The organism is Mucilaginibacter sp. OK098 (assembly GCF_900142915.1).
In the GTDB taxonomy this organism is placed as follows: domain Bacteria; phylum Bacteroidota; class Bacteroidia; order Sphingobacteriales; family Sphingobacteriaceae; genus Mucilaginibacter.
On sequence record NZ_FRCM01000006.1, the window covers coordinates 33557 to 48250 of the forward strand.

15 protein-coding genes are annotated in these 14694 nt (G+C 39.3%); 9 read left to right on the plus strand and 6 right to left on the minus strand.

Going from position 1 to position 14694, the window contains the following annotated elements; all coding sequences use genetic code 11:
- Window positions 1-62: 62 nt before the first annotated feature.
- Window positions 63-1490, minus strand: a complete 1428-nt coding sequence (locus BUE31_RS19900; RefSeq protein ID WP_073405599.1) for an L-serine ammonia-lyase — start codon at window positions 1488-1490, stop codon at window positions 63-65.
- 131 nt (window positions 1491-1621) lie between these two features.
- On the opposite strand from BUE31_RS19900, the gene BUE31_RS19905 reads away from it, so the two are divergent.
- Together BUE31_RS19905 and BUE31_RS19910 are read left to right on the plus strand one after the other, a co-directional pair.
- A complete protein-coding gene (locus tag BUE31_RS19905; protein ID WP_073405600.1) occupies window positions 1622-2113 on the plus strand; it encodes a DUF5684 domain-containing protein in 492 nt (163 codons plus the stop codon).
- Window positions 2113-2478 carry a DUF2752 domain-containing protein gene (locus BUE31_RS19910; protein ID WP_083620141.1) on the plus strand — a complete coding sequence of 122 codons (366 nt, stop codon included), beginning with the start codon at window positions 2113-2115 and terminating at the stop codon, window positions 2476-2478. The genes BUE31_RS19905 and BUE31_RS19910 overlap by 1 nt, the downstream gene beginning before the upstream one ends.
- On the opposite strand, the gene BUE31_RS19915 is transcribed toward BUE31_RS19910, so the two are convergent.
- Complete coding sequence (locus BUE31_RS19915; RefSeq protein WP_073405601.1) at window positions 2460-3185, minus strand: RDD family protein; 726 nt, start codon at window positions 3183-3185, stop codon at window positions 2460-2462. The genes BUE31_RS19910 and BUE31_RS19915 overlap by 19 nt on opposite strands.
- 87 nt (window positions 3186-3272) lie before the next feature.
- Here BUE31_RS19915 and BUE31_RS19920 point away from each other — a divergent pair, with 87 nt between their 5' ends.
- The 7 genes from BUE31_RS19920 to BUE31_RS19950 all read left to right on the plus strand — a co-directional run bounded on the left by BUE31_RS19920 (window position 3273) and on the right by BUE31_RS19950 (window position 10602).
- Window positions 3273-4250, plus strand: coding sequence for a stage II sporulation protein M (locus tag BUE31_RS19920; RefSeq protein ID WP_073405602.1), 978 nt, complete (start codon window positions 3273-3275; stop codon window positions 4248-4250).
- Window positions 4234-5109, plus strand: a complete 876-nt coding sequence (locus BUE31_RS19925; protein WP_073405603.1) for a hypothetical protein — start codon at window positions 4234-4236, stop codon at window positions 5107-5109. Before BUE31_RS19920 ends, BUE31_RS19925 begins: the two co-directional genes overlap by 17 nt.
- 4 nt (window positions 5110-5113) lie before the next feature.
- Window positions 5114-5842 carry a DUF4129 domain-containing protein gene (locus BUE31_RS19930; protein WP_073405604.1) on the plus strand — a complete coding sequence of 243 codons (729 nt, stop codon included), beginning with the start codon at window positions 5114-5116 and terminating at the stop codon, window positions 5840-5842.
- On the plus strand, window positions 5842-7017 hold the full coding sequence (locus BUE31_RS19935) for a DUF4350 domain-containing protein (RefSeq protein ID WP_073405605.1): 1176 nt from the start codon (window positions 5842-5844) through the stop codon (window positions 7015-7017). The genes BUE31_RS19930 and BUE31_RS19935 overlap by 1 nt, the downstream gene beginning before the upstream one ends.
- A gap of 1 nt (window position 7018) precedes the next feature.
- Entirely contained in the window at window positions 7019-7996 is a 978-nt protein-coding gene (locus BUE31_RS19940) for an AAA family ATPase (RefSeq protein ID WP_073405606.1), read from the plus strand.
- A 91-nt stretch (window positions 7997-8087) separates the two neighbouring features.
- Entirely contained in the window at window positions 8088-9434 is a 1347-nt protein-coding gene (locus tag BUE31_RS19945; protein ID WP_073405607.1) for a DUF58 domain-containing protein, read from the plus strand.
- Window positions 9435-9642: 208 nt separating this feature from the next.
- Window positions 9643-10602: a hypothetical protein gene (locus BUE31_RS19950; RefSeq protein ID WP_143167194.1), complete on the plus strand. Its 960-nt coding sequence runs from the start codon at window positions 9643-9645 to the stop codon at window positions 10600-10602.
- Window positions 10603-10783: 181 nt separating this feature from the next.
- Here the strand turns inward: BUE31_RS19950 and BUE31_RS19955 are convergent, their stop codons facing one another.
- The 4 genes from BUE31_RS19955 to secG form a co-directional block, all read right to left on the minus strand.
- Window positions 10784-11575, minus strand: a complete 792-nt coding sequence (locus BUE31_RS19955) for a mechanosensitive ion channel family protein (protein ID WP_073405609.1) — start codon at window positions 11573-11575, stop codon at window positions 10784-10786.
- A gap of 415 nt (window positions 11576-11990) precedes the next feature.
- Complete coding sequence (gene groL, locus BUE31_RS19960; protein ID WP_073405610.1) at window positions 11991-13625, minus strand: chaperonin GroEL; 1635 nt, start codon at window positions 13623-13625, stop codon at window positions 11991-11993.
- Window positions 13626-13791: 166 nt separating this feature from the next.
- Window positions 13792-14079, minus strand: a complete 288-nt coding sequence (gene groES / locus BUE31_RS19965) for a co-chaperone GroES (protein ID WP_073405611.1) — start codon at window positions 14077-14079, stop codon at window positions 13792-13794.
- Between the two features lie 247 nt (window positions 14080-14326).
- The gene (gene secG, locus BUE31_RS19970) at window positions 14327-14683 is read right to left on the minus strand and encodes a preprotein translocase subunit SecG (RefSeq protein ID WP_073405612.1); all 357 of its coding nucleotides are present in this window, start codon (window positions 14681-14683) and stop codon (window positions 14327-14329) included.
- Between the last annotated feature and the right edge of the window lie 11 nt (window positions 14684-14694).

Genomic DNA, 14694 nt, shown 5'->3' on the forward strand with positions numbered 1-14694 from the left:
ATTATCAATACGCTGCGAATAAAATCGAAAAATATTTTAATAGGTAATCAAGATCGAAACACCTAACACTCCGGCAAACTAATTGGAATATTAATTGCCAAACCACCGTCTGAAGTTTCTTTATACTTTGAGTTCATATCCAATGCGGTTTGCCACATGGTTTTAACTACGGCATCAAGGCTTACTTTAGCATTGTCGGGATTGGTTTGCAGAGCCAGCTGCGATGCCGTTATTGCTTTAATGGCGCCCATGGTGTTACGCTCGATACAAGGCACCTGCACCAATCCACCAATCGGATCGCACGTTAAACCCAGGTGATGCTCCATAGCAATTTCGGCAGCCATTAACACTTGCCGCTGTGTGCCGCCCAAACATTCAGTAAGCGCAGCAGCGGCCATTGCCGATGATACCCCTATTTCCGCCTGGCAACCGCCCATAGCCGCCGATATGGTAGCCCCTTTTTTAAAGATACTCCCGATCTCGGATGCGGCAAGTAAAAATTGCACTATCTGCCCATTGGTATTGCCATCGCAAAAAATAATGTAGTAGGCCAGTACTGCCGGGATAACACCTGCCGCTCCATTAGTAGGCGCTGTAACTACCCGCCCGAAAGAGGCGTTCTCTTCATTAACAGCCAAAGCGAAACAGCTTACCCAATCAAGTATATTCTTAAAGCTATCGCCTGTGCTCCGGATAGCGATTAGCCATTCATCAAAATTAGTATAGGAATTGCTGCCGATTAGTCTTTTGTTAAGGCTGGCAGCTCGGCGTTCAACGTTAAGTCCGCCGGGTAAAGTGCCGCGGGTATGGCAGCCGCGATAAATGCATTCCTTAAGTGCCGTAAAAATATTGTTCAACCCTTTAAGGGTTTCCTGTTCGCTGCGCCAGGCCAGCTCATTTTCCATTACTACCTCTGAGATCTTGAGGCCGGTTTTCATACACCAGTGGAGTAAATTATTGGCCGTATCAATAGGGAAAGGTAAATCCACCTCAGTCTTATGCTGGTCATCTCCCCCCTCCTTAACCACAAAACCGCCACCAGTGGAGTAATAAGTTTCGGACATAGCTGTTCCATTGCTTAAAAATGCCTGGAAGGTAACGGCATTAGGGTGAAAAGGCAGACTTTCATTAAACAGAAAAAGCAAGTCATCATCTGCATAAAAACTAACTTCTTTTTTCCCCGCCAATGTAAGCTTGTGCGAGCTTCGTATTTTATCTGTTTTAGGCCCAACCTGGTTAACCTCAAAAGTTACCGGGTCATCGCCGCTTAAGCCTAACAGTATGGCTATATCTGTACCATGCCCCCTGCCTGTTTTTGCTAATGAGCCGTACAATAAAATCTTTACCTGTTCAACCAACAGCAAAACCTCTTTTTGTTCAAGGGTTTGCACAAACTGCTGGGCCGCCCTCCACGGGCCAAGCGTATGTGAGCTTGATGGACCTATACCTATTTTAAAAATATCGAAAACTGAAATTTGCTCTCTTTGCACGGGATCAAAATTACAATAATAAGGTTATATTAAGTTTTAAATAAAATTATTGCAGAATAAAATTTGCAACTATTTTTTTATACTTTGCAGATAATTAATCACTTAAAACTTTCACTTATAAACTTAAAACTATGCAAAATTACGATTATGATCCAAATTCGGCCGGTGCAGTAGCCGGAGTAATGGCACTTATTGGTGTTATGTTAGTTCCAATTATTATTTTTATTTTAATAACAGTTATTGGCAAATGGAAAGTATATGAAAAAGCTGGCAAACCCGGTTGGGCTGCACTAATTCCAATTTATACCTGGATTGTTATGCTCGAAATTGTAGGTAAACCTATATGGTGGGTAATTTTGTTTTTTATCCCATGTGTAAATATTATATTCATCATTTGGACCATTAATTTACTAAGTAAAAGCTATGGCCAGAGCGAGGGTTTTACAATAGGATTGGTTTTATTGGGTGTCATTTTTTGGCCGATATTGGGTTTTGGCAGTTACCAATACCTCGGCCCATCTGCTGCTGAAGCAGGCGGCTTAAGGCCAAAGGATCCATTTAATCCTAACCCCAACAACTATCAGGATCCATTCAGTAATAACAATCCTCCGCCACAAGCTTAATGTTGCTAAAGGTTTCTTTAATACAAATATTTTGCAGCCGGTTAGTTTTTATTAACTGGCTGCAAAATCATTTAATACCATGCCCATTCAAATATTTAACCGGGATTGATTGCCCGGGCTGTGGATTTCAGCGTTCGGTAATTGCACTTGTCAGGGGCGATTTATATAAAAGTCTGACTTTGTATCCTGCAACCATCCCTCTCCTATTATTGAGTGCCTACCTTATTATAGACAAATTTTTTACGCTTGATAACTCAAAAAGCATTGTAAAAAAAACGCTTTTTATGTTTGTTGGGAGCATTATACTGGTGAGCTATTTTATCAAAATGTGGAGTATATACGAACATTATAAAGCATCTGCCTGAGCCGAAATATGAGTATAATCCTTTATAATGGTTTGTAAAAACAGCAGGCTGTTCATATTTGGCGGGAGCGCAATCTGCAAATGGGCCCTTATCTTTTCGGCCAGGGTAAAAACTATGGTGCTGTTCCCTGTTTTAAAATAGTTGCTTATTACTTCGTGTATTAAGCTAACGTCTTTATCGCTTAGCTCAGCAGCCTGGATAAATACAGGGACGTAGTTTTCTTCTACATTTGCGTACACAATATTGTTCATGGTGGTACGCGGAACAGACCGGATCAATGCCGTTCCGGCAACTACATCACCTATCCGCTGGCCTTTATCTGTCATTACAGCGGTTACCAATGCTGCCAGGCCGCCCGTAACGCCAAAATCAACCAGCCTGAACAACCAACGCAAAAGATACTGACTAAACCTGGGCCGTGCGCCATCAAGGCTGATCACTCTTATCTTCATTATTTTTTTTCCAAAGCTTTGCCCATTAAAAAAAACTTCGCATAAAAGGTCATAAAACAAAAACAGTACATAAAGTAAGATGAAATACCACTCTAATATCTGACCGTTTAGTGTTGTCCCCAAAAAAAGGCCTCCAATTACAAACGGAATAAATATGGCATAATCAATAATCTTTCCCAGGGTTCGTTCGCCAAGGCCGCCAATTTCGTAATCAATGTCAATATTTTGGGTTGTATTTACGGTTATTGTTTCCATCGTAAACAAATATAAAATTGTTATTGAAATTATACCTTCAGTTTAAACTTTTGTGATTATTTTAACAAAAAAATCGAAGCCTTAAAAATGCGCGAGTCTTTATTTATCAAACAAAATACGCAAAAGTGGAAAGATTATGAAAACCACAAAAATACCGGGCCCGATGACCTCGCCGAATCATTCATAAGCATAACCGATGACCTGGCTTATGCAAAAACATTTTATCCAAAATCAAACACTACCAAATACCTTAACGGCCTGGCGGCATCGTTCCATCAATCTATCTACAAAAACAAAAAAGAAAAAACCAACAGGTTTATCACCTTCTGGAAATATGAGTTGCCACTGATCTTCTATAAGCACCGCAAACCCTTATTATACTCATTTATATTTTTTATAGTCTTTTGCCTTATGGGGGCATTGTCTGCAAAATATGATAACACCTTTATAAGGCTTATAATGGGGAACGATTATGTTAATATGACCAATGATAACATAAAAAAAGGTGATCCTTTTGGGGTTTATAAAAGCGGAAGCTCATCGTTAATGTTTTTACAAATTGCTTTTAATAATATACTGGTTGAGCTATATACCTTTGTTATGGGAATAATTTTTTCTGTAGGAAGCATTTACCAGCTATTAAATAATGGGATAATGCTGGGGTCGTTTGAATATTATTTTTTCAGCCGGGGCTTAGGCTGGCAATCTGTACTGGTAATCTGGATCCATGGTACGCTTGAAATATCGGCTATTATACTTGCCGGCGGTGCGGGCCTGGTACTTGGCAACAGCCTGCTTTTCCCAAAAACTTATAAAAGAATAGTATCAATAAAGAATGGAGCCAGCGATGGCCTGAAAATAGCAATAGGGCTGATCCCGATTTTTTTAGTGGCTGCTTTTTTTGAAAGCTTTGTTACCCGGCATACCGAAATGCCGGTTTACCTGAGCCTGCTTATTTTACTATCGTCATTATCCTTTATAATTTGGTATGTAATTATATACCCTGCACTATTGAACCGAAAATTTAACCACAATAATTATACAACTGATGAAACAGCCTATTGAGCTAAGAAGGGTACGCGACTTTGGACAGATCATAAACGACTCGTTCACGTTTTTTAAGGAAAATCTTAAGCCGTTACTAAAGGTGCTTTTTATTATTTGCGGCTTCTTTATAGTGATTGGCTGTATTTCAACCATATCCACGTACCTGAATATGAGTAGTTTTTACGCTATGGACTCCAATAGGTTTGATTCGTCAAAACCGTTGGCATATTTAGTAAATGTCTTAATAAACGCTTTCATAACTTTAATTACGCAGGCGTTTATCCATTTAACAACCCTTTGTTACATATCTGTTTACCTGGAGAAAAACAATACAACGCCTACCCTCGCAGAGGTTTGGGGTTATTTCAGGTATTACTTTTTCAGGGTATTGGGAAGCAGCATAGTCGTGTTTTTTGTACTGGGGTTGGGATTTTTGTTTTGCATTATCCCAGGCATTTACCTCATGCCAATTGTTTATCTTATTATCCCAATTATTGTTATAGAAAACTCATCATTTGGATATGCTTTTAACAAAAGTTTCCGGCTTATAAAAGATAACTGGTGGGTGGTTTTTGGTGTAATTTTTATCATGTCATTAATTATCAGTATATCGGGTTCAATTGCAAGTATTCCATTAAGTGTTATAGGTGTGAGCAGTAAATTTCTTTCACTTAAGGCTTTTAAATTACCCTTAATTATTATTTTCAGCATATTACATAATATGATAATGCTTGCTTATGCTATCCCGGCTATCGCAATTAGCATGTGTTATTTTAATCTTTCTGAACAAAAAGAAGGTACAGGGCTGCTTGGACGTATTGATAAGATAGGGAAGGACACTGACGATACTTCAACTTTACCGGCCGAGGAATATTAAACTTATGCTAAAGCTGTTTACCGCTTTTATATTTACCCTGGTGCTTACCTTATTTTTGACAAGCACAGTAGCTGCTGTACCCAAAAAGCTTCCACAGCAAATTAAAACTGACTCATCAAAAATCAGTGTAAAAAAGTTTGATGCAAAAGCCATTGAAAAGCTTAAAGCTGAAAAAGATTTTAACTATAATGGTGAAAGTACGGGTGAGCCCACCTGGTGGGATATTTTTTGGCAATGGGTGTGGAATACGCTCGGAAAAATATTTAACAGTATTCCGTATAGCGGCAAGATCCTGAAATATCTGTTAATAGCGTTAAGCATCGCACTTTTGGCTTATATCATATTAAAATCATTAGGGATTGATGCCATGAGATTATTAAGCGGAAATGCTAAAAAGGTTGATATAGCGTACAGTGAATCGCTTGAAAATATTCATGAAATAAATTTTGACGATGAAATTGAAAAGGCAACCGCCAATCTTGACTATAGGCTGGCCATTCGCTTACTATACTTAAAATGCTTAAAGCAGCTGAGCGATAAAAATTTAATACAATGGCAGATAGATAAAACTAATTCGGCTTACCAGCATGAGCTGGCAGACCAGCAGCAAAAGCAAATTTTCGGCTTGCTTACCCGGCAATTTGAATATGTGTGGTATGGCGATTTTACAATTGATAAAAATGCCTTTGGCAATATTAACCTGTTGTTTCAAAACTTTAACAAGCAGCTGTGATGAAGAGTTTGAGAGTGTATTTGATAGTTGCAGGGGTGTTATTGGTGTTTTATATAACAGCACAACTAAATCAACCCAGATCTGTTGACTGGAGCGAAAATTTTAACAGTAAAGAAAAATCGCCGTTCGGAACTTATATTTTATTTAACCGGATCAACGATATATTTCCGGGTTCAAAAATAACTACGTATCGCCAGCCTGTTTATAATGTAATTGCTGAGGATTCGATAAAAAATTCATCGTACCTAATTGTTTGCCAAAGCATCGCCCCAACACCTGCAGATTATGAACAACTAACCAATTATATTAAGCAGGGTAATAACGTTTTTATTGCATCCGACTATTTTGGAGGTGCGTTCGACAAAAAATTGCATCTTGTAACCAATTATAATATTTCATTTGGTCAGAATGATAAATCTGTAAGATTTTTAAGTCCTTACCTCGACAGTGCCAGGCAATACAAAATTGAAAAAGGGTGCGGTAATGTTTATTTCAGCAAGTTTGATACTGCGCATGCAGTAGTAATTGGTGAAAATATTGACCACCGGCCCAATTTTATAAAGTATCCTTTTGGGAAAGGATCATTGTACCTTGTTGCGAATCCGAAATTATTCAGCAATTACAGCCTGTTGAAACCGCAGGGCGCGGCATATGCGGCAACGGCATTATCATTTTTAAAAGGCACAAAACAGCTGGTTGTTGATGAATATTACAGCCAGGGGATGGAAGAAGCATCACCAATGCGCCTGTTTTTGAGTAACCCAACACTGCAATGGGCCTATTATATAACTATTTTTAGCTTATTGGTTTTTGTGTTATTTGAAATTAAGAGAAGACAGCGCATTATTCCCGTAATTGAGCCTTTGAGCAATGCTACCTTAGATTTTGTGACTGTTGTTGGTCAGGTTTATTACGAAAAACACGACAATGCAAACATCGTACAAAAAAATATCACCTACCTTTTAGCACACTTACGGGACGATTACCAGTTAAGAACCGACAAACTTGATAATGAGTTTAAAGAAAAGCTGGTAAAGAAAACCGACATTGAAAGCAAGTTTGTGACCGAGTTGATTGATTACATTAACTATATAAGCGTACAGGATAAGGTAACCGACCGCGAACTGATTAAACTAAACCAACTGATAGAAAAATTTTATATCAAAGCCAGGTAATATGGAAGACGGAATATTTGAACAAAGAACTGATTTGAGCAAGCTTAGCGCCGCCGTTGAGCAAATGAAAGCTGCAATAAGTAAGGTAATTGTGGGGCAGCATGATAGCATTGAGCTGTTAATTGCGGGGATCCTTGCCGATGGACATATATTGATTGAAGGTGTACCCGGGGTGGCCAAAACATTAACTGCCAAACTGATTGCTAAATCAATAGATGTAAAATATTCAAGGATCCAGTTCACGCCTGATCTGATGCCTTCGGATATTTTGGGGACGTCGGTTTTTAACCCTAAGACTACCGAGTTTGCGCTTAAGCGGGGGCCAATTTTCGGCAATATTATATTGATTGATGAAATTAACCGTGCGCCTGCTAAAACACAATCGGCCTTATTTGAGGTAATGGAAGAGCGCCAGCTAACAATTGATGGCGAAACCTACCTGATGGATGAGCCTTTTATGGTGCTTGCCACACAAAACCCCGTAGAGCACGAAGGCACTTACCGGCTGCCCGAAGCACAGCTTGACCGCTTTTTATTTAAGATAGAGATCCAATACCCTACACTTGACGAGGAGATAGCGATTATAACGCAGCAGCATCACCAAAAAACAAATGATCAGCTATTGGATATTAAACCGGTGTTATCTGCAAGTGATATAAAATCAATAAAACAGACGGTAAAAGGCCTGCACGTTGAGCCAAATATCATTGAGTTTGTTGCCAAAATTATTCATGAAAGCCGGAATAATAAATCGTTAGACCTGGGCGGATCGCCAAGGGCATCGCTTGCAATTGTAAATGGTGCTAAAGCCCTGGCAGCCATAAAAGGACGCGATTTTGTAACACCTGAAGATATTATTGCTGTTGCTGCACCGGTTTTAAGGCACCGTATAATGCTTACCCCTGATAAGGAAATGGAAGGCGTTACACCCGATAATGTTGTGTCGCAAATAATTCAAAAAATTGAGGTACCTAGATAGAGATTAGAGGATGGAGGTTAGAGATTAGTTGGGAAAGAGACTTACGAAGTTTTTTAAACTACGTAAGTCTCACAATTTAACAAACTATTAAGTGAAGAAAGTTTTTAGGTTATTTTATACAGATCTTTTTTTTACCAACCGCTTATGGTCAGGGATCGGGCTTTGCGTGGTGTTGTTTTTATTTGCCTTCTTTTTCCCATGGCTGGGTGTTATTCCTGAACTGGTGTTTTATACACTGGCGCTGCTTTTTATTGCCGATATCATTATGCTTTATCAAACCTCAAAAGGGATCTTTGCCAAGCGGCATGCTCCCGAGCGCTTGAGTAACAGCGATGATAACGATTTGGGCATTTATATAGAAAACTGGTATCCTTTTAATGTTAATATCGGCATTATTGATGAAATACCTTTCCAATTTCAAAAGAGGGACATCTGGTTTAAAACTGAGTTAAAGCCCCGTCAGCGAAAGCTCATCAGCTATACTTTACGGCCAACAAGACGGGGTGAATATGAGTTTGGATATATCAGGGTGTATGTAATGTCGTCATTGGGCCTTACCAGGCGACGGTATAATTTTAGCCAGGGCGAAACATTGGCTGTATATCCTTCCTTTTTGCAGATGCGTAAATATGAACTGATGGCCATATCAAACAACCTGTCAGAAATCGGCATAAAAAAAATGAGGCGGCTTGGACACAGTCTGGAGTTTGAGCAGGTAAAAAATTATGTGCAGGGCGATGATTACCGAACCATAAACTGGAAAGCAACGGCAAGGCAGGGCACCTTAATGACCAATTCATATACTGATGAAAAATCGCAGCATGTATATTGTGTGATAGATAAGTCAAGGGCTATGAAAATGCCTTTTGAAGGATTGAGCCTTTTGGATTATGCAATTAACGCCAGCCTGGTATTATCAAACGTTGCCCTGCTTAAGGAAGATAAAGCCGGATTGATAACGGCAGGTGAAAAAATAGGGGCGGTAATCCCTTCCGACAGGCGCCCTACACAGATCAATAAAATCCTTGAGGTTTTATACAAAGAGAAAACGCGCTACCTGGAAACCAATATGGAGCTGCTATATGCCACCATCCGTAGTGTAATTAAACAGCGCAGCCTGGTGGTGTTTTTTACTAATTACGAAAGTATGTCGGCCTTGCAAAGGCAACTGCCTTTTTTAAAGCGGATTGCCAAATTTCACTTATTACTCGTTGTATTTTTTGAAAATACCGAGCTGAAAAAGTTAAATGAAAAACCTGCTGACGATGTTGAAGGCATCTACATAAAAACCATCGCTGAAAAATTTGCCTACGATAAAAAACTGATTGTAAAAGAGCTGGCCAAATATAATATTCAATCTATTTTAACCACACCGCAGAATCTTACTATCAATACCATTAACAGGTATCTGGAATTGAAGGCAAAGCAAAAAATTTAAGATCATGGGTATATACGCAATAATACTTCCCATCTTGTTCCTAATTATCAGATTGATAATCAGGAACCAAAACCGGCAGGCTATCAATGAAATTAAGGAAACCGTAGTAGCCCTCCGACCTTCACAGGATCCGTCAGATTACCTCATTATGGCAACCAATGCTATGATAAACAGGGGGCAGCATCCGGATTACATTAAAAAGAGCTTAATGGTGAAGAAGCTTTCTGAAGAAGCTGCTACTGCGGTAATTGATAAAGCGCGTGGAATCTACGAAAAATGGGAATCGGGTTTAAGCCCTGAAGAAAGGCTAAGGCATGACGAAAGAGTCAAAAATTTTGACGCGGCTGTAAGCGAATTGCCCGAAGAGGTCACCATAAATCCCAGTATTTACCGGTTTTCAAAGATGGCACATACCGTTCTCAATTATCGGGGCTCTTTAATGGGCCATGTAAATTTGAGACAACGACAAACAGCTAAAGAAAAGCTATATTTAGTTGCTGCCCTGGCATCGGCCGCACCAGTAAAATCGAATAAAATTGCGGAGGTTGGCGAGGCCTCATTTAAAGAAGCTGGTGGTGATGACCTTTCTCCTTTTGTACGGACTGTTACCGTTAAAGGCACCACGACAGGAATTTTGCCTTATTTGCCAACGGAGCTCCTCACGGCTTTTAAGATCAAAAAAATAGGCGAATGGAAGCCAGCAAATGATGTCGGTTACGTTACGGAAGCCGAAATACTGGGCACGGTCAACAGTGCCTTTGAAGTCGGGTTTATGGCGACAGATTATGCAATCAATCAGCATATTTACAAAACACAGCCGAATTTAAAAATGAGGCTTTCTGCATTTTTATTTTCAGTTGCAGAATGGAGTGTGGATAACGATTTACTTGACAGGGCAGGAAATTCAATTGGATTTTTGTTGGACAAAGAAGAAGGCCGACTTTCGAACTATTATTTTGTTGGAAAAATTCTGCAATTGAAACCGGTCAAAATTTATAATGAGAACTACGGCCACCTGATCAAACTGGAAATCGATATGACTGAAAACAATAGCTTCGTAATCGATGTATTCGTAAATAACGAAAATATGAAATTAAATCAGATGACAATAGGTATGATGATCAGAGGCGGTTTATGGATGCAGGGCGAAATTGCCGGCAACTTGTAATTACTCCTTATCCCGGCTTAGGGAAATTAACGCCGGCCGCGCCGAGGTTTTTAAAAATTCGTTCCATCAGGGCTATTTTTACGGTGAGGAAATCGCCGGGTAAAATCCATACGTTTACACCGAAAAATCTGACTATCAATGCCATTAACAGGTACCTGGAAGTGAAAGCAAATCAAAAGATTTAAGCGCCTGGTTTAGGGAAAGTAATACCTGCAACCGCAAGATCTTTTATTATTTTTTCCATCAGGGCTATTTTAACATCCAAAAAGTTAACGGGTTCAACCCAAACATTTACGGTGATCCTTATGCTGTCGTTATCCAGCCCGATAAGTCCTACTCTTGATGCCGGATCAGTCAATATATTTTTTGTTGCTTTAATCGCATCCAGCATTATCTTCCGGGCTTTATCAATATCAGCGGTATAACTTAACCTTACGTCAAAATCAAGGCGGCGTTTACCCTCACGGGTTACGTTTACTATTACCTCGTTAAAGAGTTTACCATTTGGGATGATAACGGTTTTGTTATCGGCTGTAAGCAAAACGGTGTAAAAGATCTGGATAGAGATCACCCTACCATCCTGGCCCTGCGCTACAATGCTATCGTCAAGCTCAAACGGCTTTAATAATAATATCAATACACCACCAGCAAAATTCTGGAATGTACCGGATAAGGCTAAACCTGCCGCAACGCTGAATGCACCGATAATAGTAGTGAATATGGTTAGCTCAAAACCAAGAATATTCATTACCGAAATAATCAGTAAAACATATAGGCTTGTGATGCTGAGACTAAGAAAGAAAGGTTGTAATGATGAATGAACTTTGTTTCTGCTCATCCGGTCGCGCATGCGGGAGCGGATAAATCTGATGAGCCAAAGGCCGAAAACAAAAGCTACTATTCCGAAAATGTAGCTGGGCCCGCGGGTGATGAGCCAATGGTGAAATTCCTGGTAAAATTCTTTTACTTCCATAAACGGAAGCAAAGTTAAAAATTATTATTTACCGTAGATGGTTATGAAAAGCTCGGGGCCTTTAAAAAACACCCATTCAACTATCTGGCTTTGAAGATACCTTGCTTTTTCTGTTAAATTTTTCATGGTATTTATGTATGTTCAAATGCTGTGCCCAATTGCCTTGCTTTGATCTCTAATACAAAAATACTGCTTATTGTAACCCGAATATTACTTAATCAATCATTTGATTAACAGATGACCATCCGTTTACCTTTAAATGACGAAACCGGTGTGTTCTAAAACAAAACCCCTGTCTGATAAAACAGACAGGGGTTTGTTTGGTCATTTGTCATTGGGGCATTAGTACTGAATGTATTCGACTCAAGACTTTGGACTTTATATTATTCCTCCCCCTTTAGGGGGCCGGGGGCTCTTACATCATGCCGCCCATACCGCCGCCGCCCATTGGAGCGCCGCCAGCCGGAGCATCTTCAGGATCGTCAGCCAATACGCATTCTGTTGTTAACAACATTGATGCGATTGAAGCTGCATTCTCTAAAGCTACACGACCTACTTTGGTAGGGTCAATAACACCTGCACCAATTAAGTTTTCGTATTTATCAGTACGTGCGTTGTAACCAAAATCAGCTTTACCTTCTTTTACTTTCTGCACTACGATAGAACCTTCGATACCTGCGTTTTCGCAGATTTGACGCAATGGTTCTTCAATAGCACGACGGATGATCTGGATCCCTGTGTTTTCGTCTTCGTTAGCACCTTTAAGGTCAATCAAAGCTTCAACTGCACGGATAAAGGCTACACCGCCACCGGCAACAATACCTTCTTCAACAGCCGCGCGGGTTGCATGTAAAGCATCGTCAACACGGTCTTTCTTTTCTTTCATTTCAACTTCAGATGCAGCACCGATGTATAATACGGCAACACCACCCGATAGTTTAGCTAAACGCTCCTGTAATTTTTCTTTATCGTAATCAGAAGTAGTTGACTCGATCTGAGATTTGATCTGGCTAACGCGAGATTGGATTTCTTCAGGTTTACCTGCTCCGTTAATTATAGTAGTGTTGTCTTTATCAATAATGATCTTTTCAGCAGTACCTAAGTAAGTAAGATCAGCATTTTCAAGTTTGTAACCTCTTTCTTCAGAAATTACAGTACCACCTGTAAGGATAGCGATATCTTCAAGCATAGCTTTACGACGATCGCCAAAACCAGGGGCTTTAACAGCAGCAACTTTCAGTGAGCCACGGATCTTGTTAACTACTAATGTAGCTAATGCTTCACCGTCTAAATCTTCAGCAATAATTAAAAGTGGTTTGCCGGTTTGAACTTGTTTTTCAAGTATAGGCAATAACTCTTTCATTGAAGAGATCTTTTTATCGTAGATCAGGATGTATGGGTTTTCCAACTCAACTTCCATTTTATCAGCATTGGTTACGAAGTAAGGAGAAAGGTAACCACGGTCAAACTGCATACCTTCAACAGTTTTAACTTCTGTTTCAGTTCCTTTAGCTTCTTCAACAGTAATTACACCATCTTTTCCAACTTTTTCCATTGCCTCAGCAATTAACGAACCGATAACCTCGTCGTTATTGGCAGAAATAGATGCAACTTGTTTGATCTTGTTATTGTCTTCGCCAATACTTTGTGATTGTGCTTTTAAGTTTTCAACAACCTTTGAAACTGCTTTATCAATACCGCGTTTCAAATCCATTGGATTTGCACCGGCAGCAACGTTTTTTATACCTGCAGTAACAATAGCCTGGGCTAAAACAGTAGCAGTAGTAGTACCATCACCTGCAATATCAGCAGTTTTTGATGCAACTTCTTTAACCATTTGCGCACCCATATTTTCAATAGGGTCTTTAAGCTCAATTTCTTTTGCTACAGTAACACCATCTTTTGTAATAGCAGGTGAACCGAATTTTTTATCAATAATTACGTGACGGCCTTTGGGACCTAATGTTACTTTAACTGCATTAGCTAAAATATCCACACCGCGTTTTAGCGCGTCGCGTGCTTCAACATTGTATTTAACTTGTTTTGACATTTTTTTAATTTTGAATTAGTGAGTTAGTGAATGAGTGATTTTTAAAGCGCACTTTAAAACTACCCTTTCATTCGTTTTATAGTTTCAATTTTAAGTTATCAATGAGTAACTGACCTGGAATTAAGATTTAATAAATCACTAATTCACCCAATCAGTAATTCACTAATTAAAGAACCGCGTAAATATCAGATTCACGCATAATTAAATACTCTTTGCCTTCGTAGGTAATCTCAGTTCCTGCATATTTTCCATACAATACTGTATCACCAGCCTGAACAGTTGGTTTTTTACCTTCACCATCTTCCTGTGATATTGAAATTACTGTTCCTTTTTGTGGTTTTTCTTTAGCAGTATCCGGAATAATGATACCTGATGCTGTTTTCTCTTCAGCAGGGGCAGCTTCTACAATCACTCTATTTGCTGTGCCTGCAATAGGTTTAATGTTTATTGACATAGTTATACAATTATTTAATTTATATATAATTTAAGTTCCGCTGGTATTCATCATCAATTATGCCAAGCAGGTTCAAAAGTTCAAAATTGGCATGCTACCTGTTCAATTGTCACTTTAAACGGTAGTCCTATTTTCATTATTAATGATAGCTTAACATCCTAGTGCCATCATGTCAGTACATGTTTAAAGTAAAAAGGCTTCGCCCTGATAGCTATCGGGGCAAAGCCTTTTAAAATATTTTATTTACTTACTTCGCTTTCTTAGGGGCAGCAGGTGCCGGAGTACCTGGCAAGCTTAGCGGTGCATTTGATGGTGCAGCAACCGGTTTTGCAACTTTGTCGGCCTGTTCTTTCGTTTGAGAATTATCGCTTTTTTCTGTTCCGCCTTTTACTGCAACATTAATTGCCATTGATAAAACCATTAAAGAGATAGCCAATATCCAGGTGCCTTTTTCTAAAAAGTCGCCGGTTTTTTGCACACCCATTAACTGTGATGAACTTGAGAAATTTGAGGATAGACCGCCGCCTTTAGGGTTTTGTATCAATACGATAAGCACTAAAAGGACACACACAATGATCGATATGATCAACAATAATGAATACATTTCTTTTTATA